We start from the raw sequence: 20,410 nt of genomic DNA on the forward strand, positions 1-20,410 counted from the left end.
GGTTTGATGCATCTTTCTCGAACGATATAGTGTCAAGCGCTTTCGACAGGGCCAGCGGATGGATGGACGCATGCAGAACTTCGGCTTGACCTGATCGTGGACCAAATCGACTGCATTGTCGTCGGCGCCGGCGTCGTTGGCCTGGCGATCGCGCGAGAGATGGCGAAGCGCGGCATCGACACGCTGGTGCTGGAAGCCGAGAGCGCCATCGGCACCGGAACAAGTTCGCGCAATTCCGAGGTCATCCACGCCGGCCTCCACTATCCAGTTGGATCGCTGAAAGCCCGGTTCTGCGTGGCGGGCCGGGAAAAGCTCTATCGCTACTGCGACGAGCGTGCGATCCCGCATTTGCGCTGCGGCAAGCTCATCGTCGCCACAAATGCCGAACAGGAGCCGGTGCTCGCCTCGATCCGGGCCAATGCGCGCGCTTGCGGCGCCGGCGACTTGGCGCCCTTGAGCGAAGCCGAGGCACATGCGCTGGAGCCCAGCCTCAAGTGCACGGCGGCGCTGCTGTCGCCGGCCACCGGGATCGTCGACAGCCATGCCCTGATGCTTGCCTTGCTGGCTGATGCCGAGGAGCACGGGGCGGCACTCAGCCTCAACACCCGCGTCGCCGCCGGCCGCATCGAAGCGGGCCGCGTCGTGCTCGACACGGTGGACGCTACCGGCGGCGAGCGCTTCGAGATCGCTACCACACGCTTCGTAAATGCGACCGGGCTTAGCGCCGTAGCGCTTGCCCGCTCGCTTGAAGGGCTAGATCAGCAGTTCGTGCCAAAGCTCCATTACGCCAAAGGCAATTATTTTTCGGTGGCCGGCCGGGCGCCCTTCTCGCGGCTGATCTATCCAGTACCCGAACCAGGCGGACTCGGTGTTCATCTGACGCTCGATCTCGACGGCGTCACCCGCTTCGGGCCGGACGTCGAATGGACTGATCAACTCGACTATCGCGTCGATCCAGCTCGTGGCGAGCGCTTCTACAGCGAGATCCGCAAATACTGGCCGGACCTGGCCGATGGCAGCCTGCAGCCCGCCTATAGCGGCATCCGGCCAAAACTGTCCGGTCCCGGTGAGGCCAATGCCGACTTCGTCATCCAGGACGTGGCGGTGCATGGCGTGGACAGCCTGCTCAACCTGTTCGGCATCGAAAGCCCCGGCCTGACCTCCTGCCTGGCGATTGCCGATCATGTCGCGCAGCGCCTCGCGCCGAAGTTGTAGCGTGCGGCGCCCGCGCCACGATCTGAGGCGCAATGCGTGAACTTTCAGGCGCAAGTCGCCTAAGAGGCACATCGCGCACTTGCAGCCCGCTCCGCGCTCTGATTCCCTGCATTCTGGGCTGTTCTGATTCGCACTGCCCGGTTCAAAGTTTTCGCAGTGCGCCCGGGACAAGCTTCCAGCGACCACTCGGCGTATCCAGGGAGAACGGCAATGAACACCGCGACGAGGCCGGTAATCTCGGAGATGAGGCCCAAGATCACCGTCGTCGGGGTCGGCGGCGGCGGCGGCAACGCCGTCAACAACATGATCGCCGAAGGCCTGCAGGGCGCGGAATTCATCGTCGCCAACACCGATGCCCAGGCCCTTGCCATGTCGAAGGCAACGAGGCTGATCCAGTTGGGCGCTCATATCACCGAAGGTCTGGGCGCCGGGTCCCTGCCCGAGGTCGGCCGTGCCGCGGCCGTGGAATCCATCGACGAGATCATGGATCACCTTGCTGGAACGCATATGTGCTTCGTGACCGCCGGCATGGGAGGTGGAACCGGAACAGGTGCCGCGCCTGTTATAGCGCAGGCAGCGCGGGCAGCTGGAATACTGACCGTCGCCGTCGTCACCAAGCCATTCGTCTTCGAAGGCAGGCGCCGCATGCACGCTGCCGATGACGGCATCGAGCGCCTGCGCGAAAGCGCCGATACCGTCATCGTCATCCCCAACCAGAACCTGTTCAGGATCGCCGACGCCAGAACCACGTTCGCCGACGCATTCGCCATGGCCGACCGGGTTCTCTATGCAGGTGTCGGCTGCATCACCGATCTGATCGTCAAGGAAGGGCTGATCAATCTCGACTTCGCCGATGTGAAGTCGGTGATGCGCGACATGGGCCGCGCCATGATGGGAACCGGCGAGGCCGCCGGAGAAGGCCGTGCCAAGAAGGCGGCGGAAGCGGCAATCGCCAACCCGCTGCTCGACGAAGCTTCGATGATGGGCGCCAAGGGCGTCCTTGTCTCGATATCGGGCGGCATGGACATGACGCTGTTCGAGGTCGATGAAGCGGCTACCCGCATCCGCGAGGAGGTCGACAACGATGCCGACATCATCGTCGGCGCCATCTTCGACAAGGCACTCGCCGGAAAATTCAGGGTGTCGGTCGTCGCCACCGGCTTGCGGCGTGGCCTGGAGATTCCACTGCTGGCGGAACCGGAAGTTCGAATGAACTGAACGCGTATCGCGTGCGGCTCGCTCAGCCAATTGCCAGCCTCTCCTCACCAGGGCCGCGCGCCGTCGATGACTTCCATGGCGCGTGCAGCGAAATGGCCGGCCAGCGGTGCCACATCCGCCGCATCGGCCGCAACCGCGCTGCCGGCCAGCACGCGGTCGGCGATGCCGACGAAGATCACCGCAAAGCGGAACATGGCAAACACCAGATGGAACCGTTGCAGCGGCGCCGTCGGCACGGCGTGGGCGAAGTAATGATCGAGGAATTCGCGTTGTGTCGGAATCCCGAGCGCGGCCTGATCGAGGCCGAGGATGCCGCCATATTCGTCAGGCGAGGAATGCCGGGGCATCGAGCAGAAGCCGAGATCGGCAAGCGGATTGCCAAGCGCCGATAACTCCCAGTCGAGTATGCCGATCACTTCGGGCCGCTCGGGATGGAAGATGAGATTGCCGAAACGGAAGTCGCCATGCGCGATCGAGACGTGGCCGTGATCTGGCGGAAGATGTCGCGGCAGCCATTCGGCGACGGCTTCGAGCGCGGTGATGCGCTCGCTCGGCGATTCCCGCAACTGTCTGGTCCAGCGCGCGATCTGTCGCTCAAAATAGTTCCCGGGACGGCCATAATCGCCGAGCCCGACTTCTTCCGGCCGGACTGCGTGCAGCTTTGCCAGCGCCTCGGCCATGCCGAAATAGATGCCGCGCCGCTCGTCCGGCGCCAGTCCCGGCAACGAGCCATCGTGGAACACCCGGCCGTCAAGCCGCTGCATCAGATAGAACGGCGTGCCGAGCGGCTCGTCGCCGTCGTGAAAGAGCACCGGCCGTGGCACTGGCACCTCTGTCGCCGCTAGCGCTTCGATCACCCGATATTCGCGATCGACGGCATGAGCGCCGCGCAGGATCGGTCCCGGAGGTTTCTTGCGCAGCACCATGCGGCGGCCGCCATAGTCGACGAAATAGGTCGGATTGGATTGGCCGCCGACGATCCGCTCAAGCGACATCTGGCCATCGCCAAAATGCGCTCTCAGAAAATCCTCCAGGCGCGTTGGATCGAAATCCGTCCTCATTGCCGGCTCAGCCGTTCCCGCTGCGACCTGTGTCATCTTGCGTGCCCGCTTCGACATGCCAGCGCCAGAAGCCTGTACCTTCCTCGTTGAGGAAGCGATTGAGCACCATCTTGTGAACCTCGTCGGCGCCGTCGACCAGGCGAGCCTGGCGGGCATAGCGGTAGATCCATTCGAGCACAGTGTCCTTCGAATAGCCGCGGGCGCCGTTGATCTGGATCGCCACGTCGGCGGCGTCATGCAGCACATTGGCGACCTGGATCTTGGCCATGGAAACCTCCTTGCGGGCAAAGCCACCGCGATCGAGCTCCCAGGCCGCCTTCATCACCAGCAAGCGACCGATCTCGATGCGCATGGCAAGGTCGCCGAGCAACAGCTGGATACTCTCGCGGTCGGCCAAAAGCTGCCCGAAGCCGCTACGCTCGGCGGTATAAGCGCGCGCGATTTCGACGCAGCGCTTGGAAAGGCCGAGCCAGCGCATGCAATGGGTGAGCCGCGCTGGACCGAGCCGGACCTGGGTAACCCTGAGGCCGCTGCCTTCGCCGGCAAGCACGTCCTCGACCGGGATTTCAAGCCCGTCGAATTCCAGCTCGCAATGGCCGCCATGTTCTTCCGGTCCCATGATCTCGATGCGCCGCAGGATCCGCCAGCCCGGCTGGTCCTTGTGGAACAGCAAGGCCGAAAGGCCGTGACGCGGATCGTCCGAGGTGCGTGCGACAAGGATGAAATGGCTCGCCTCTTGCGCCCCGGTGATAAACCATTTGCGGCCGCTGACGACATATCTGTCGCCGCGCCGTTCGGCTCTGGTCAGGATCATCGACGGGTCGGAGCCGCCCCCCGGATGCGGTTCCGTCATTGCAAAAGCCGAGCGCACCTTGCCCTCGACGATCGGCTTCAGCCATCTTTGTTTCTGCTCCGGCGTTCCCAGCCGTTCCAGCACCATCATGTTGCCATCGTCGGGGGCCGCGGAATTGAATACGACCGGACCGAAGATCGAGCGGTTCATCTCTTCATAGCAGACGGCCATATCCACCTTTGAGAGGCCGGCCCCGCCGGTCTCGGGTTTCAGCTGCAGGCACCACAGGCCGGCTGCTTTCGCCTTGCCCCGCAGCGTTTCGAGCAGCGGCAGCGCAATATTGCCATGGCCGTCATAGGAAGCCTTGTCTGCCTCGAGCGGCAGGATCTCGCGCTCGACAAAGTCGGCGATCCAGCTGCGGAAGGCCTCGGTGCGGACGGAAATGTCGAAATTCATGGCGCTCACAAGGATGAAACGAAATGCCGCCATCGGCTCCGATGGTCGCGCCCGTAGTGTAACTGCCGTCGTTGAATGGGAGCAACAGCAGTGCGCCGGCCGTTCCTTGCGCATGTCTAAGCGCCGGTTCGATGTGGATCGATGCCGGCGTGCTGCCGATGCCGGTCGAATTCCAGGATCAAAAGAGTACTCAGGTTTCGTATGGCTAACGTCCGCGACAACGCTCAGATCAATTCGATGATAGCACAGCCATAGCCGTCCAGGGTCAGCACTCCGGAGACAGGCCTTTTGCCGTCGAGCAGGTTGCTGCCGGCGGGAACGCCGGTTACCGCAACCGGCGTGTCCTTGATGTTTTGCATGAACAGAAGCTGGCGTTCATCATTCTCGCGCATCGTCACCTCGACGCCGTCCGGCAGATCCGGAACCAGAGGCTCCACGTTCGCGTCGGCGAAAGTGCGGGTTGCGAGCTGAGCCGTCAGTTCCGGAGTCAGGTAGGTGCCGACATAGAGCACACGGCCCTTGCCGACGGCGCGGGAAGTGATTGCAGGCGCTCCCACCGCGTAGCGGTTCGACCAAACCCCGATAATTTCGACTTCCGGTTCGACTGCGAGGTTCTCATAGAAATAACCGGCATCGAACTCGTGGTTGCCGAAGGTATAACGACGGATGCGGCGGCTGGATTCGGCCGGTCTGTCGGGGGGAATGACGAGCCCGCCGGAGCGCGACATGGTGTTGAACAGGCCATTGGCCCCAGGTGCCGCCAGCCGCCCGAAATCCTCGACGCGAACACCGGTCAGCTTCGACAGCGACCGGCCCGGCGCTGTCTCGCGGATGACGTGGTTGTTTTCGTCGCGGGTTCCCGTGCGCGCGCCAACGATGACGGTACCGCCATTTTCGGCAAAGACTTGCAGCCGCTCGGTCCAGCTGTCCTTCCAGATCACCCAATGCGGCACGTAGAACACCTTGAGCTTCGACAGATCGTCTTCCGGGTGGATGAAGCCGCAGGCGATGCCGCGGTCATAGCAATACTGATGCAGCAAGGTTGCGTCGTCCTGCGGGCTTGGCAAGCCGATCGGGAAGGTTTTGTGGGCTTCCTGATTGTCGAAGTCCGAGCCGGCGATGCCGACATCCATCCGCACATGGGTGCCTAGGATCTTGTCTTTAAGCGCCATCATCTCGGTGGCGAACTGCCTCGCTTCGTCATAGCGGCGGCGAGCGACATCATCGTGATCGATGATGCCCATCCAGTATATCTCGGCGCCGAAATGCGCGGGACGCCAGCGGAAGAACATGATGCCATCGGCGCCACGCGCAACCGACGACATCGCCATGCGTCGCATTTCGCCCGGCTCCGGCGTCAGCGTGCAGAAGCCCGGCTGGGCGCCAAAACCCGACTGTTGTTCCGGCACTATGTAGTTGCCGGAAAATCCCCTGCAGATGTCGAGATGCAGTGCCTGGATCTTGGCGTGGCTGCCGAGGCGAAAGAACTCGTCATAGAGGAACGGGTAGATATCGTAGCCGACAAAGTCGAGATCGGTGGAGAACTGGCCTCGAAAATCGATATCGCGCAATCCGCCGAGATTGTGGAAGATGAACCAACCGGCATTCGTGGCTCTCAGGATCTCGACCTGGTCGTGCTGGAACCGTGCTGTCGAAAACGCGAGAAAACGGTGGTAGTCCTGGAGGTGACCGGGACCGGGAAAGGACGGGGAAAAATCCAGCGGGAAGACAATTTCCCTGAAATCGCCGTAAGCCGTCGCCCAGAAATCGCCACCCCAGGCGAAGTTCAGCCTGTCTATCGTCTTGTAGGTTTCCTGGAGATAAGCCTGGAATTCCTTCAATGCCGACGGCGAATAGGATTCCGGCATGCTGGTGTTGAGTTCGTTGTCGGTCTGCCAGCCTATGACATTTGCATTGTCGCGGTAGTGGTCCGCCATCGCCCTGGTAATCTTGCGGCTATAGTCGCGAAACACCGGGCTGCTGGTGTCGGCATACTGGCGCGAGCCGTGGCCCATCGACCGGCCATTTCCATCAAGCCGCAGGATTTCCGGATGCTTTGCGGTCAGCCAGCGCGGCGGGGTGGCGGTCGGCGTGCACAGGATCGTGTTGACGCCGCGACGCGCGAGGCCCTCGATTGCCCGGTCGAACAGGTCGAAATCGAAGGTGCCTTCACGCGGTTCGAAAATGTGCCAGGCGAATTCGCCGAGGCGGGCGACGTTGAAGCCGGCCTCGGCCATGCGCCTGGCGTCATTGTCCCAGTAACTCTCGTCCACATGCTCGGGGTAATGCGGCGCGCCGACCAGAAAGCGGTCGGTCTGGATCGTCCGCCAGACCGACAGGGCGCGGCCGTTTGAAGTCTTGTTCACGAAGGATACTCCTGCAGGTCAGTCGGTGATGGTGGGTTTACGGGCACTGATGGTCCGCTCATCGACAGAGGAAAAGAGATAGACGTCACGCGGCTCGACCTTTAAGCCGACGGTCGCGTCGGCAGAGACAGCGCTCGCATGGCCGATCTGGACGGTGACGTTGCCGCTGCCGCTTTCAGAACTGACGCATTGCAGCGGGCCGGCGTCGGCATAGAGGATGGTCTCGCGGCCGAGATGCTCGACCAGCCGCACCCGTCCTGCAAAACTCGCTGTCCCTTCCGCGGCCAGGCTGATGCTCTCCGGCCGAATCCCCATTGTCACCCTATCGCCGACCTGTACGGATGCCGCTTCCGTCAGTTCGACAGCCAAAGGAGAAAGACCGGCGGTCGACAGCGTGGCGGCGCCGCCGGAGACAGCGGCGACGGTCACTTCGAAAAAATTCATTCGGGGTGCGCCGAGGAAGCCCGCGACGAAGAGATTGGCCGGATTGCGGTAGAGTTCGAGCGGAGCGCCCACCTGCTCGACCGAGCCGCGATTGAGCACGACGATACGGCTCGCCATTGTCATCGCCTCGGTCTGGTCGTGCGTGACATAGACCATGGTGGCGCCGAGCCTGGCGTGCAGATCGGAAAGCTCGACGCGCATCTGCGTGCGCAGCGCTGCGTCAAGGTTGGATAGCGGTTCGTCGAACAGGAACACGTCGGGCGAGCGGGTTATGGCACGGCCAATCGCCACACGCTGACGCTGGCCGCCGGAAAGCTGTTTCGGCCGCTTGTCGAGCTGGTCGGTAATGCGAAGGATCTTGGCGGCTCGCAGCACGGCGGCATCGATCTCGGCCTTGGGGCGATGCGCCATGCGCAGGCCGAAACCCATGTTCTCGGCGACGGTCATATGCGGGTAAAGCGCATAAGACTGAAAAACCATGGCAATGCCGCGCTCACCCGGCTCGGTGGTGGTGACATCACGGTTGTTGATGAGAATTTCACCGGTCGAAACGGTTTCAAGCCCGGCAATGATCTTCAACAGCGTTGACTTGCCACAACCGGACGGCCCGACGGTGACAATGAACTCGCCCTGTTCGACGCTGAGATCAATGCCGCGCAGTGCATGATAGGTGCCATAATTCTTTTGTATCTGCCGGAGTTCAAGACTGGTCATGGAGCCCTGCTTGCAAAATCGGTTTCGAATCGGATGGGCGACGCCTTGAAGCCATGGTCGTTCATCCCTTGACCGCTCCCATGGTGAGGCCGGTGATGAAGTGCTTCTGCATAAGAAAGAACATGGCGACTGGTGGCAAAGCCACGACGATGGTTCCAGCCGAGATCAAGTTCCAGGCCGAGACCCATTCGCCGCGCAGATTGGCAAGGCCGGCGGTGACCGGTTTTACGGTATCGCTGATGGTGAGCACGACCGCCCAGAAATAATCGTTCCAGATGAAGGTGAAGAGCAGGATGGCAAGCGCCGCGAGAGCCGGCCGTACCAGTGGGACGACGACGTGTACCAATGTCTGAAACGGTGTCGCGCCCTCGGCCCTGGCTGCCTGAAACAGTTCTCCCGGCAAGGCGGCGATGAAGTTGCGCATGAACAGTGTTGCAAACCCGGTCTGGAAGGCGATGTGGAAGATGATCAGGGCCGACATCGTGTCGTAGAGGTTGAGCCGCACCATGAGATCGCGGACCGGGATCATCATGATCTGGTGCGGCAGGAAGTTTCCGCCGACGAACAGGGCGAAGACGAGCATGTTGCCGCGAAATCGGTAACGGGCGAGCACGAACCCGGCGAGCGTGCTCAAGATGAGAACGCCGATCACCGAGGGGATGGTGATCGTCAGGCTGTTGAGGAAGTAGCGGGCCATCGGCGTCTGGGTGAAGACTGCCGTGTAGTTGTCGACCAGGCCGAATTGGGTCGGCCAGCCCCACAGATTGCCGCCCATGACATCCTGCGTAGAGCGGAACGAGGTAAGAATGATGGCAAAGAGCGGCGCCAGCCAGACAATCAGGATGCCGACCACCAGCACGACATAGAGGCGACGCTGCCAAATAGCAGTTTCGGGAATCGGGCGGGGAAACATCAGCCGCCCCTTTCATCGGCGCGGATCATCCGCGTCAGGTACCAGGCGATGAAGACCGCCATGATCACGAACAGCACCGAGGCAATGGCCGCGCCATAGCCGAAGCGGTAGGAAAAGATGGACTGCTCGAACATCTGATAGGCAAGCACCTCGGACGAACCGAAGGGGCCGCCGCTGGTCATCACCGAGACCATGTCGAAGGAACGCAGTGCGCCGACGACGGTGACAGCGATGGCGATAAAGGTGACCTGTGTCAGTTGCGGCAACACGATGTGGCGCAGCATGTTCCAGCCCCTGGCGCCGTCGACCCGCCCGGCGCCGATCAGGTCCTCGCTGAGATTGTTGAGGCCGGCGAGATAGAGCACCATGCAGAAGGCGATCTGCGGCCACAACGCTGCGATCACGACGGCGAAGGTGACGAAGTTTTCATCCGACAGCACTGCCGGGGCGGTCGCGCCGAAGGTGCGGAAGATCAGGGCGAGAAGTCCGAATTCCGGCGTATAGACCCAGGTGAAGACAACGCCGACGGCAACCGAAGCCAGCACCAGCGGAATGAAGAACAGCGACTTGAGCAGGCGCATGCCGCGGATTTTCTGGCTGACGAGCAGCGCGATGGCGAGGCCGAGCGGCGGCGCCAGCATGAACATCAGCAGCCAGATCAGATTGTTCTTCAGCGAAACATAGAACTGCGGGTCGGCGAACAATTCGCGGTAGTTGCCAAGGCCGATCCAGACCATCGGGCTGAAGCCGTCCCATTCGTGCAGGCTGATCCATAGGCTCTCGACCGCAGAGGCCAGAATGACGACGGAAAACAGCACAGCAGCGGGCAGGATCAGAAGTGTCGGTGTCAGCCACCAGCGATGGCGGCGCCAAAGCTTCGTCATTTTGGGAGACCTCATTCACCGGAACGCATCGGGGAGCGGGCAAGACCCCGCTCCCCTCGGCTGGGAGGCGCTAGATCTTGAAGATCCGGCGACGGGTTCCCTCGAGTCGCTGAAGAATGGCATCCCGGCGCTCCGGCTTGGCCATGAATTCCTGGAAACCGACCAGACCCGCCTGGGCCATGTCGGGATCGGTGTCGCGGTCGTAATATTGCGACGTGCCGGCCACCGTCTTGAGGCTTTCCACAGCCGCGTTGACCAGCGGGTCCTTGCTGGCTGGAAGGTCGTTGCGCGGCGGAACGTTGCCGCCAGGTTCCAGATAGGGGCCGAAATTTTCCGGCTGGTAAAAGAAGGCGAGGAACTCGCGGGCACCCGCCTTGTTCTTGGCGTTGGCCGGGATGTGGACCGAATTGACCGAGAATTCTTCGTAGCGGTCGAGGGCGGCGTCAATCTTCGGGAAAGGCGCAAATGTCAGCTGCTCGAGATCCTGCTCAGGGAAAGTAGCCTTCACGAAGGCACCGAGGTTCATCATGCCGGCCTTCTTCTGGGCGAGGAAGGCGCCGGCCTCCTGCCAGCCGAACGAGGTTTGATCCGGCGTGAAGAAACCCTGCCTGATCAGCTCCTCCCAGTGGTCGAAAACAGGCTTCAGCGCCGGGTCGGTATAGGCCATCTTGCCGTTCATCAAGGCGAAGTGCTTGTCGAGACCATTGATGCGCAGGTTCATCTGATCGAACCATCCGGCCGCCGGCCAGAGTTCCTTGGTGCCGATGCTGACGGGGATTAGGCCGGCGGCCTTGGATTTCTGGCCGTAAGCGAGGAATTCGTCCCAGGTCGCCGGTACCGTAAGTCCGTGCTCGGCAAAGACGTCCTTGCGATAGAACATGCCCCACATCGTGCCGCCGGTCGGCAGTCCATACTGCCTGCCGTCGACCGTGACGGCACCGGTCGTAGCACCCAGCGCGTCCTTGTATTTTTCCTTCTCGAACATATCCGAAATGTCGTCGAACAGGCCGCGGTTGACGAAGGCACGCATGCGGTTTCCGGAGAACCAGAAGCAGACATCCGGCGCGCCGGCCACAAGGTAGTTGCGGATCGCGGTCTTGTGGGCTTCGTGATCCATGTTGTTGATCACAACTTTGGTGCCTGACTGCTTCTCGAAATCGGCCGCGATGCGCCGCAAAATCTGCAGGGCATCGGCATTGTTTTCATCTGAAATGATGGTGACTTCGCTCGACTGGCTGAGTGCCGGCATTGGAAAGCCCGTGAGCACCGCGGCGGAAACGCCACCGGCTCCCTTAAGGAAATTGCGCCGCGTCGACGGCTTTTCGATCCACTTGAACGTCATTGTCACTCCTCCCTTGTTGTTAATTCTGCCCGGCATCGCGGCCGACGCGGTCGTCCCCCTCACCGGCGCTGTGCGAACCCGACAACGCATCTCCCGGGCAAGACAACATGCTTGCCCGCTCCTTCAGAGCGCGGTGGCTGCCGGTATGAACCGGATTATTTTCGTTAACCCCGGTTCGGGTGTTGAACAGCTGGGCAAACTTACGCATATGTTTGATCGAGAGGCAATAATTAATTTACAAAATTAAGGAATAAATCCGTGAAGCTCAAGGGTGACCCGAGCACGACCCGGGCGATGAACCGGAGACTGATCCTCAATCTCTTGCGGCAGGAGGGTCCGCGCAGCCGGGCCGACATAGCGTCCGTTACCGGCCTCAGTCCGGCGGCCGTCACCTTCGTCGTGGCGGACCTCATCGAGGATGGCCTGCTGATCGAGGGCAAGACAGTCGTGGGCTCGGCCGGGCGCCGCCCTATCCCGGTGGATATCAACTACGCAAACGGCCTCGCCATAGGTTTCAAGCTGATGGTCGGGTCGGTCGAATGCGTGGTCACCGATCTTGCGACCAATCCGCTGGGTTCCATGCGCGTCAAGCTCTCGGACAGCGATCCCGACCGTATTACAAAGGCGTTGGCCAAGGCGGTGCCGGAGCTGATTGCGATTGTCGATCGGCCCGGCGCCAAGCTTGCCGGGATCGGCGTTTCAATGCCTGGCGTTATAGACAACCAGAAGGCCGTGTGTATCCGCAGCAATCGCTATAACTGGGACAACGTTCCCCTTGGCCCGATGCTGGCCGAACGGGTGGACGTCCCCGTGTGGCTTGAGGACGACACCAATGCCTACGCCATTGCCCAGCAACTCTTCGGCCTCGGACGCCAGCACCGCAATATGGCGGTGCTGGCGATCGGCGTCGGGATCGGCTGTGCGCTCGTCTTCGAAGGCAAACTCTATCGCGGTGCGAACGGTGCTGCCGGCAAATTCGGTCACACCTCCTATGAGGAGAACGGCCGCCTTTGCGAGTGCGGAAAACGCGGCTGCCTGATGGCCTATTACGCCGAGCCGGCGATCCTGCGCACATGGCGCGAAGCCACCGGGCACGACGAAGCGGATTGCAAAGCGACCCTTATGGAAGCCTTGGCAGACCGCGAACCGCGAGCCGTCGCCATTCTCGAAGAAGCCGGACGTGGCATCGGCCGGCATCTCGCCAATCTTGTCAACATCACCGACCCGGAGGTCATTGTTGTCGGCGGTGAAGCGGTATCGTTTGGCGACGCGCTGTTTGGCCCGATGCGGGTGATGCTCGGGCAAAACACCTTTCGACAAGCACCGCCAATGCTGCTGGACTGGGAGGACAATTCCTGGGCAAGAGGGGCGGCTGCACTGGTGACGCAGAAGCTCTTCGATTTCGAGACATCGGCCGGCAACGCCGCGCCGCTTTCAAAGCGGGCTTTATGGTCGGCATAGGCGAGTGAAATAGACAGCCCTGCGCCTCAGGCCGCCCGAACGCTGCGCGCTCCGCGCGCCCAGGCCGGCAGCCAATCGCCATGCGCAACCAGCAAATCATCGACCAGCGACCATATCTGGTCGAGGTCGAGCTCAGCCGCCGTGTGCGGGTCCATCATCGCCGCGTGATAGATGTGCTCGCGGTTCTCGGTCATCAGCGCCTGGACCGTCAGCTCCTGGACGTTGATATTGGTGCGGATTAGCGCAGTAAGCTGCACCGGCAGGTCGCCGATGAAGGTGGGTTGAATGCCGGAGGCGTCGACGAGGCACGGCACCTCGGCCGCGCAATTATATGGCAATGACGTGATGCAGCCATTGTTGCGGACATTGCCGTAGATCACCGACGGCTCGCCGGTCCAGACCGAATTCATGATCGAGGACGCATATTCCTTCGACTGCTCCACTTCGATCTTGTCAGCCGAGCGATAGGCTTCCGCTTGCCCCTTCCAGCGTTCGATCTGCTCGATGCAGCGCTTCGGATACTCGTCGAGCGGGATACCGAATTTCTCGATCAGATCTTCGCGCCCGTCCTTGATGAAATAGGGCGTGTATTCCGCGAAATGTTCGGAGCTTTCAGTGACGAAGTAACCGAGACGCTTCAGCATCTCGTAGCGCACCTTGTTCGGGCAGCGCGGGTTCCACCCCGGCTTCGGCGCCCGCCCTTCGCTATAGGCGCGCAGCAGATCCGGATAGAGGTTGCGATAGGTGCCGTCCGGCTGGCGATGCTCGAACTTCAGGTAGAAGGCCATGTGATTGATGCCGGCCGAGCGATAGCGAATCTCCTCGTAGGGAATGTCGAGATCATGCGCCAGCTCCATTGCCGTGCCTTGCACCGAATGGCAGAGGCCGACCTGCTTGATGTCGGGGTATTTCTCCGCGATCGCCCAGGTGTTGATCGCCATCGGGTTGACATATTGCAGCATGATAGCCTGCGGGCAGACCGCGAGCATGTCTTCGCAGATCTTCCACAGATGCGGCACGGTTCTCAAGCCTCGCATGATGCCGCCGACGCCGAGCGTATCGGCGATGGTCTGGCGCAGCCCGTATTTCTTCGGAACTTCGAAGTCGGTGACCGTGCAGGGCTCGTAGCCGCCGATCTGGAAGGCGACGACGACGAAATCGGCGCCCGCCAGCGCCTTGCGCTGGTCCGAATAGGTTTCGGCTTTGGCCTTTACGCCAAGCGTCGAGATCAACTTGCCAACGACGATTGCACTTTCTTCAAGTCTTTGCGGATTGATGTCCATCAGTGCGATCGTCGCGCCGGATAAAGCCGGACGCTGCAATATGTCACCAACGATGTTCCTCATGAACACCGTCGAGCCAGCTCCGATGAAAGCGACCTTGGGATTTCTTGCCACAATAACCTCCGGCATAACAATCAGGCTACCTCGAAAGCGGCTTTGACCAGCCGTTCGGTGTAAGCGGTTTTGGGATGGGACAGGACTTCGTCGACAGGCCCCTCTTCGACGATCCGGCCGTGCTGCATGACGATGACGCGATGGCACAGCGCCCGCACGACTTTGAGATCGTGCGAGATGAAGATGTAGCTCAGGCCCCGTTCGCGCTGCAGCTTGCGCAGCAGTTCGATGATCTGCGCCTGGACCGAGAGATCCAGCGCCGATGTCGGCTCGTCGAGTACGATGAATTCCGGTTCGAGCGCGACGGCGCGGGCAATCGCAATACGCTGGCGCTGGCCGCCGGAAAACTCGTGCGGGAAGCGCGACAGGATATCGCCCGGCATGCCGGCGCTGATCAGTGCCTCGCGCACCCGCTCGATCCGATCGTTCCTCGTGGCGCCGATGCGGTTGACGACAAGCCCTTCCTCGATGATCTGGCCGATCGTCATGCGCGGGTTGAGCGCCGAGAACGGGTCCTGGAAGACGACCTGCATGCGCGACCGCAGCGGCCGCATCTGCGCCCGCGAACAGCCATGGATCGGCTGGCCATCGAAATAGATCTCGCCGCTGTCCGTGGTGTTGAGCCTGAGCAACGCCTCGCCGAACGTGGTCTTGCCCGATCCGGATTCGCCGACGAGGCCCAGCGTCTCGTGCCGCCGCAGGGTCAGGCTGAGGCTGTCGACGGCGACAAGTTCGCGCAGATCCGGCTTCATGAACGTGCCGTGCCGCAGCATGAAGGAGACGCGCACACCCTTGGCCTCAAGAATGACGTCGGCGCCTTCCGGCAACGGATTTGCCTGGCCGCGCGGCTCGGAGGCAAGCAGGTGGCCTGTGTAGGGATGCTGCGGATTGGCGAACAGCTTCTCCGTCACATTGTGCTCGCGCATCTCCCCATGCTGCATGACGTAGACATAGTCGGAGAACTGCCGCACCACGGTCAGGTCGTGTGTGATCAGGATCACCGCCATGCGCAGTTTCTTCTGCAGGTTGCGGATGAGATTGAGGATTTGCGCCTGAACCGTCACGTCGAGCGCCGTCGTCGGCTCATCGGCGATCAGCACGTCCGGATCGTTGGCCAGCGCCATGGCGATCATCACACGCTGGCGCTGACCGCCGGAAAGCTGGTGCGGATACTGCTTCAGCCGCGCCTGGGGCTCAGGAATTTGCACCTGCTGCAGCAGCTCGAGCGCCCTTGCCTCGGCCTGCCTGCGGCTCATCTTGCGATGCACCCGTATCGCCTCGACGATCTGGCTGCCGATCGTGTAGATCGGGTTGAGCGAACTCATCGGCTCCTGGAAGATCATCGAGATGCGGTCGCCGCGCAGTTTGCGCCGGGCACGCTCGGAAAATTTCAGGATGTTCGCCCCATTGTATTCGACGGTCGATTTCGGCGACACGACCGCACGCTTCGACAACAGTCCCATGACGGTGCGCGCCGTCACCGACTTGCCCGATCCGGACTCGCCGACAATGGCGATCGTCTCGCCGCGATAGAGCTGGAAGGAGATGTCCTTGACCGCTTCCACCATGCCGTGCTCGACCTTGAAATCGACGGCGATGTTGCGGGCATCGATGACCGGGTTTTCCGAACGTCCATCATGGTCGAGCCGGACAGGCGGTGCGAAAGATTTGACGAGCGCGTGTTGCATCATGTCACGTCAATAAGGATCGACTGCATCGCGCAGTCCGTCGCCAAGCGCGTTGAACGCGAAGACGGTGACAAGCACGAAGCCGACCGGCGAGAGGATCCAGGGATAGGTGCCAATGACCGAATAGGTGGCGGTGTCTTGCAGCATCAGCCCCCAGGAGATCAGTGGCGGCTTCACCGCGAAGCCGAGAAAACCGAGGAAGGATTCGAGCAGGACGACACTGGGGATCGCCAATGTGACGGCAACGATCACGTGGCTCATCACGTTTGGGAAAATGTGCTGCATGATGATGCGGCCATCCGTGGCGCCGACCGCCATCGCCGCACGGACGTAGTCGATTCGCGCCAGCGCCAGGGTCTTGCCGCGCACCTCGCGCGACATCTGCGCCCAGCCAAGCGCCGACATGACGACGATCACGAAGGCCAGGAAGACATTTGTCGGCGCCGTCACCGGAACCAGCGACGTTAGCGCCAGATAAAGCGGCAATTGCGGAAATGCGAGCACCAGTTCGACGAAGCGCTGGACCCAGACATCGAATGTGCCGCCGAAATAACCCGACACCATGCCGACCGTCGTGCCGATCACGGTGACGATGAAAACCACGGTCAATGCGATCATCAACGAGATGCGCGAACCGTAAATCGCACGAGCCAGCACATCGCGGCCGAATTTGTCGGTGCCAAGGAAGTGCACCGGCTGGCCGTCGGTCGAGCCGAAGAAGTGCCGGTTCGCGGGAAGCAGGCCGAGCAGTCTGTACTCCGCTCCCTTGACGAAGAAGCCGAGCAGCCGCGGATGGTCGTAGTCCGGCCCGACGACGGGTTGGAAGGTAACCGGCTCGAGGTCTTCCGAATCCGCCAGGGCATAGACGCGTGGCTGGAAGACGAAGTTGCCGTCCTTGTCATGGAAGCTCATCATCTGCGGCGGGGCGAAGCCGACATCGGTCACCTTGGGATCCATCGGTGCGAAGAAGTCGGCAAACACCGCCAGCAGCACCAGAAACGCGACCAGGATGAGCCCGGCCATGCCGGTCCAGGACCGTTTCAGGCGGCGCCAGACGAGTGCGATGTAGCTCTCATTGCCGCGCGGCTTGATCTTGGCCGGCTCCTCGGCAAGTGGCGGCAGCGAGGGCTCGAACACAAGCATCTCAGGACCCTGCATATTGGCGCACACGCGGATCGAGCATGACGAGCAGCATGTCGGCGATGATGTTGCCGACGATCAGCGTCGCCGACAGCACCATCATGAAGGTCGCCGTGACATAGACGTCGCCAACCGCCATCGAACCGACGATCGCCGGGCCGACGGTCGGCAGGGCAAAGATGATCGCAGTCTCGATCTCGCCGGTCAGCATATAGGGCAGCACCACGCCCTGATACATGACCAGCGGATGCAGCGCATTGGGCACCGCATGGCGCATCACGACCGCACCACCGCTGAGACCCTTGGCGCGAGCGGTTTCGACATATTGCGCGTTCAGCGTGTCGAGCAAATTGCCGCGCATCACCCGCATGTTGTAGGCGAGCCCGCCAAAGGTGGCGATGGCGACAACCGGCCAGACATGCCGGACGAGATCGACGAACTTCGCCCAGGACCACGGGGCCCCGCCAAATTGCGGCGAAAAGAAGCTGCCGATCTCGGACACATTGAACTGGAAGACCAGCAGGTAGACGATGATCAGGGCCATCAGGAAGCGCGGCACCGTCATGCCGAGGAAGGAAATCGCTGACAGCGTACTGTCGATCCAGCTGTACTGTCTGGTCGCCGCCCAGATGCCAAAGCCGATGCCCAGCACCGAAGCCAAGAGATGGCAGACAAGCGCAAGGAGCAGCGTGCGCGGCAGCCGCTCGCCCACCACGTCGGCGACGGGCTTGTTGTAATACAGGCTGTAGCCGAAGTCGCCGCGGGTGACGATGCCGGCGATCCAGTTCAGGTATTGGAGCGGAACCGGCTTATCGAGGCCATGCTCCACGCTATAAGCCTTCGCCTGCGCATCGGCCTCGGCAAAGGAGGCTCCACCCTGGTTGATGAGCTGCAAGCGGATGTAGTCGGCATAGTTGCCCGGCGGGGCCTGGATGATCGCGAAGGTAACCACGCTCAAAATGGCGAGAACCGGTAATGCGGATGCTATGCGCATAAGCAGAAATCGCAGCATCGGCCGTTTCTCTCCTCGCTCGGTTTCAGTTATCCCCTTGCCGCTGGCTTTGTCCCGGCCGCGCCAGCAGCGCGGCCGGGAATTTTCAAGTCAGGGGAGGAAACTCAGTTCGTCGGACCCTTGTCGCCGGGCTTTCCGGGAAGCTGTTCGGGGAACAGTTCATATTTCTGCTGCTTGTCGACAGCGACCCAGACCCTTTCACGAATGATCGAATCTTCGGCCCAGTTGAACATGAAGATCGGCGTTCCCTGCGGGATATTGGAGAAGCGGTTGTTGATGATCAGCGCGCCGGGATATTCGGTCAGCCCGACGGTATAGACGTGTTGCGTCGAGATCTTCTGGAACTGCTTCATTAGGCTGGCGCGCTCGTCGTTGTCCTGCGCCGAGACGAACTTGTTGACGATGTCGACGAGGTCCTTCTCGAACGGCATCAGATCGACCTGGCCGTTTTCCGGAGCGCGATGGTTCCAGCTTGTGCGTGGGCCGATCGGCGCCAGTTGCTCGGTGTTCTGTACGACCGAGGTGAGCTCCTCATCATTGCGCCTGACCATCCAATCGAAACGGCCAGAATACATGGACGCGTCGCGCTGGACGCCGTTCAACCCGTTCAGGACAACGCGAAGACCTAGCCTCTCCATCTGGCCGACGACGCCCTCCGCGAGGCTCTTGTCGGTGGTGTAGTCATTGTTGACGAGCATCACGATCTCGACATTCTTTCCGCCGGCGGTGCCGGCAGGAAAATTGACGAAGCCGTCGCCGTCGCTGTCCTTCAGGCCTGCCTTGGCGAGTTCCGCCTTGGCGCCTTCGAGATCGAAGGGGTAGTAGACCGTCGACTTCCGGTCGTAGAAGCTCGTACCCGAGGAGAAGCCGCCCGGATAGATGGCGGTGAACGGACCCTTGACCAGCGAGTCGCCGAGCGCCTTGCGGTCGAGCGCCATGGTAACGCCCTTGCGGAAATCCTCGTTGCGGTTCAGCTCGCGAACCGCCTGCCCACGCTCGTCGGGATTGCCCCAGCCGTTGGCGGAGAAGTTCATCCGCAGATTATAGCCGATCAGCCGCGGACCGAAGGCAAGCCGGGCCGGCGCGTCCTTTTGCGCCGCCCGCTTCAGCGAGGCGACGAAATTCTCCGGCTGCTCCAGATTGGAGATGTCGGCCGCCCCCGACACCGCCTGAACGTCGCGGTCGGCCCAGGTCGATAATTTGTAGTGCAGTTCATTGAGATACGGCAGTTGGTTGCCCTTCTCGTCGACCTTCCAATAGTACGGATTACGGCGCATGACGATGATGTCGTCGGGGCGGTATGCCACCGGCACCCAGGCACCCATCACGGGCATGTTCATATATTCCGGCGGGAACGCGTTCTTGAACTGCTCGTAAGTGTTCTTCGAGTATTTCGGATGCTGCGGCTTGAGGATGTGCGACGGTCCGGGGCAGAACTTGCCGTAAGCCATGGCGTAGAGGTGTTGCTTCGGAAAGGCGTCCTTGAAGGTCCACTCGACGGTGTAGTCGTCGATTTTCTTCAGCGTCGTGCCGACGCCGAAGGTCTCCTGCGTGGCGCCGTTCAGCGGCGAGACATTGGGGTCGATCACCTCGTCGTCCCAGTAGAACATCACATCGTCGGCGTTGAACGGAACGCCGTCCGACCATTTCGCGCCCTCGACCAGATGCATCGTCAGCGTGTGGCCGTCCTTCGACCAGCCCCAGCCCCTGGCGAGGTTCGGCAGCGGCTCGGTGTCCTTGGCTTCGACCTGGAAAAGCGGGGCCGTTCGCGTAAGGCATTCGGAGAGGCCGATGTCGATGCCGCCCCAGCCTTGCGTCTGCCCCGCGCCGTAGTTCCAGCCCTCCGGCCGGCCGCCGATGACATGGCGCATCGTGTCACCGTAGACGCCGACGCCGTCCGGCATGTTGCCGGTCTTGAAGACCAGCGGCTCCTTCGGGAGCCGGTCCTTGACCGGCGGCAGCTTGCCTGGCTTGACGTATTTGTCGGTGACCCAATCGGGTTCGTGGTATTCTGGAAGTGCCTTGAACTCCAGGATGGAGTCGCGCGCGACATATTTGATCTTTCCCTCGGCGGGAAATTGCGCGGGCACCGGCGGCACGGTCGGCTCGGATGCATATGCGCTCAGCGCCGAGGCCGAGACGCCAAGCGCCAGCCCTGCGAGAATGCCAATGTTTCGAAAATTCCTCATCGTCTCTCCTCCCTGTTGTTCAGGAGCGCGTTGACGCCGCTCCATTTCTCCTCGAACGCTATGCAGACGGTGCGGCGCCGAAATCCCTCCGAAACTTTACCGCAATCCGTCCCGATG

At 61.7% G+C, this 20,410-nt stretch carries 15 protein-coding genes; 3 read left to right on the plus strand and 12 right to left on the minus strand.

The window, feature by feature from the left end:
- Window positions 1-96 precede the first annotated feature (96 nt).
- Together NKH43_RS02675 and ftsZ are read left to right on the plus strand one after the other, a co-directional pair.
- Window positions 97-1,215 carry an NAD(P)/FAD-dependent oxidoreductase gene (locus NKH43_RS02675; RefSeq protein ID WP_352856453.1) on the plus strand — a complete coding sequence of 373 codons (1,119 nt, stop codon included), beginning with the start codon at window positions 97-99 and terminating at the stop codon, window positions 1,213-1,215.
- Window positions 1,216-1,425: 210 nt separating this feature from the next.
- A complete protein-coding gene (gene ftsZ / locus NKH43_RS02680; protein WP_023720665.1) occupies window positions 1,426-2,433 on the plus strand; it encodes a cell division protein FtsZ in 1,008 nt (335 codons plus the stop codon).
- A 44-nt stretch (window positions 2,434-2,477) separates the two neighbouring features.
- Here the strand turns inward: ftsZ and NKH43_RS02685 are convergent, their stop codons facing one another.
- From NKH43_RS02685 to NKH43_RS02715, 7 genes are all read right to left on the minus strand, one after another.
- Window positions 2,478-3,530 (minus strand): phosphotransferase family protein, encoded by a 1,053-nt coding sequence (locus NKH43_RS02685; RefSeq protein WP_352856454.1) that lies wholly within the window; start codon window positions 3,528-3,530, stop codon window positions 2,478-2,480.
- Window positions 3,502-4,743 (minus strand): acyl-CoA dehydrogenase family protein, encoded by a 1,242-nt coding sequence (locus NKH43_RS02690; protein ID WP_352856635.1) that lies wholly within the window; start codon window positions 4,741-4,743, stop codon window positions 3,502-3,504. Before NKH43_RS02690 ends, NKH43_RS02685 begins: the two co-directional genes overlap by 29 nt.
- Before the next feature lie 224 nt (window positions 4,744-4,967).
- Window positions 4,968-7,109, minus strand: coding sequence for a beta-galactosidase (locus NKH43_RS02695; protein WP_352856456.1), 2,142 nt, complete (start codon window positions 7,107-7,109; stop codon window positions 4,968-4,970).
- A gap of 18 nt (window positions 7,110-7,127) precedes the next feature.
- Complete coding sequence (locus tag NKH43_RS02700) at window positions 7,128-8,267, minus strand: ABC transporter ATP-binding protein (RefSeq protein ID WP_023720669.1); 1,140 nt, start codon at window positions 8,265-8,267, stop codon at window positions 7,128-7,130.
- A 61-nt stretch (window positions 8,268-8,328) separates the two neighbouring features.
- Window positions 8,329-9,180: a carbohydrate ABC transporter permease gene (locus NKH43_RS02705; protein WP_352484037.1), complete on the minus strand. Its 852-nt coding sequence runs from the start codon at window positions 9,178-9,180 to the stop codon at window positions 8,329-8,331.
- Window positions 9,180-10,064 carry a carbohydrate ABC transporter permease gene (locus NKH43_RS02710; RefSeq protein WP_352856458.1) on the minus strand — a complete coding sequence of 295 codons (885 nt, stop codon included), beginning with the start codon at window positions 10,062-10,064 and terminating at the stop codon, window positions 9,180-9,182. The genes NKH43_RS02705 and NKH43_RS02710 overlap by 1 nt, the downstream gene beginning before the upstream one ends.
- Window positions 10,065-10,134: 70 nt before the next feature.
- Entirely contained in the window at window positions 10,135-11,406 is a 1,272-nt protein-coding gene (locus NKH43_RS02715) for an ABC transporter substrate-binding protein (RefSeq protein ID WP_352856460.1), read from the minus strand.
- Window positions 11,407-11,664: 258 nt separating this feature from the next.
- Between NKH43_RS02715 and NKH43_RS02720 the strand changes: the two genes are divergently transcribed.
- Window positions 11,665-12,867 carry an ROK family transcriptional regulator gene (locus tag NKH43_RS02720; protein ID WP_023720673.1) on the plus strand — a complete coding sequence of 401 codons (1,203 nt, stop codon included), beginning with the start codon at window positions 11,665-11,667 and terminating at the stop codon, window positions 12,865-12,867.
- A gap of 26 nt (window positions 12,868-12,893) precedes the next feature.
- On the opposite strand, the gene NKH43_RS02725 is transcribed toward NKH43_RS02720, so the two are convergent.
- From NKH43_RS02725 to NKH43_RS02745, 5 genes are all read right to left on the minus strand, one after another.
- A complete protein-coding gene (locus NKH43_RS02725) occupies window positions 12,894-14,264 on the minus strand; it encodes an alpha-glucosidase/alpha-galactosidase (protein ID WP_352484038.1) in 1,371 nt (456 codons plus the stop codon).
- 20 nt (window positions 14,265-14,284) lie between these two features.
- Window positions 14,285-15,952: an ABC transporter ATP-binding protein gene (locus NKH43_RS02730; protein ID WP_352484066.1), complete on the minus strand. Its 1,668-nt coding sequence runs from the start codon at window positions 15,950-15,952 to the stop codon at window positions 14,285-14,287.
- 9 nt (window positions 15,953-15,961) lie between these two features.
- Window positions 15,962-17,095, minus strand: a complete 1,134-nt coding sequence (locus NKH43_RS02735) for an ABC transporter permease (protein ID WP_352856463.1) — start codon at window positions 17,093-17,095, stop codon at window positions 15,962-15,964.
- A 1-nt stretch (window position 17,096) separates the two neighbouring features.
- Window positions 17,097-18,104, minus strand: coding sequence for an ABC transporter permease (locus NKH43_RS02740; protein WP_031194486.1), 1,008 nt, complete (start codon window positions 18,102-18,104; stop codon window positions 17,097-17,099).
- A gap of 104 nt (window positions 18,105-18,208) precedes the next feature.
- Complete coding sequence (locus NKH43_RS02745) at window positions 18,209-20,293, minus strand: ABC transporter substrate-binding protein (protein WP_352856465.1); 2,085 nt, start codon at window positions 20,291-20,293, stop codon at window positions 18,209-18,211.
- Between the last annotated feature and the right edge of the window lie 117 nt (window positions 20,294-20,410).

This window comes from Mesorhizobium sp. M1163 (genome assembly GCF_040318415.1).
Lineage (GTDB): Bacteria > Pseudomonadota > Alphaproteobacteria > Rhizobiales > Rhizobiaceae > Mesorhizobium.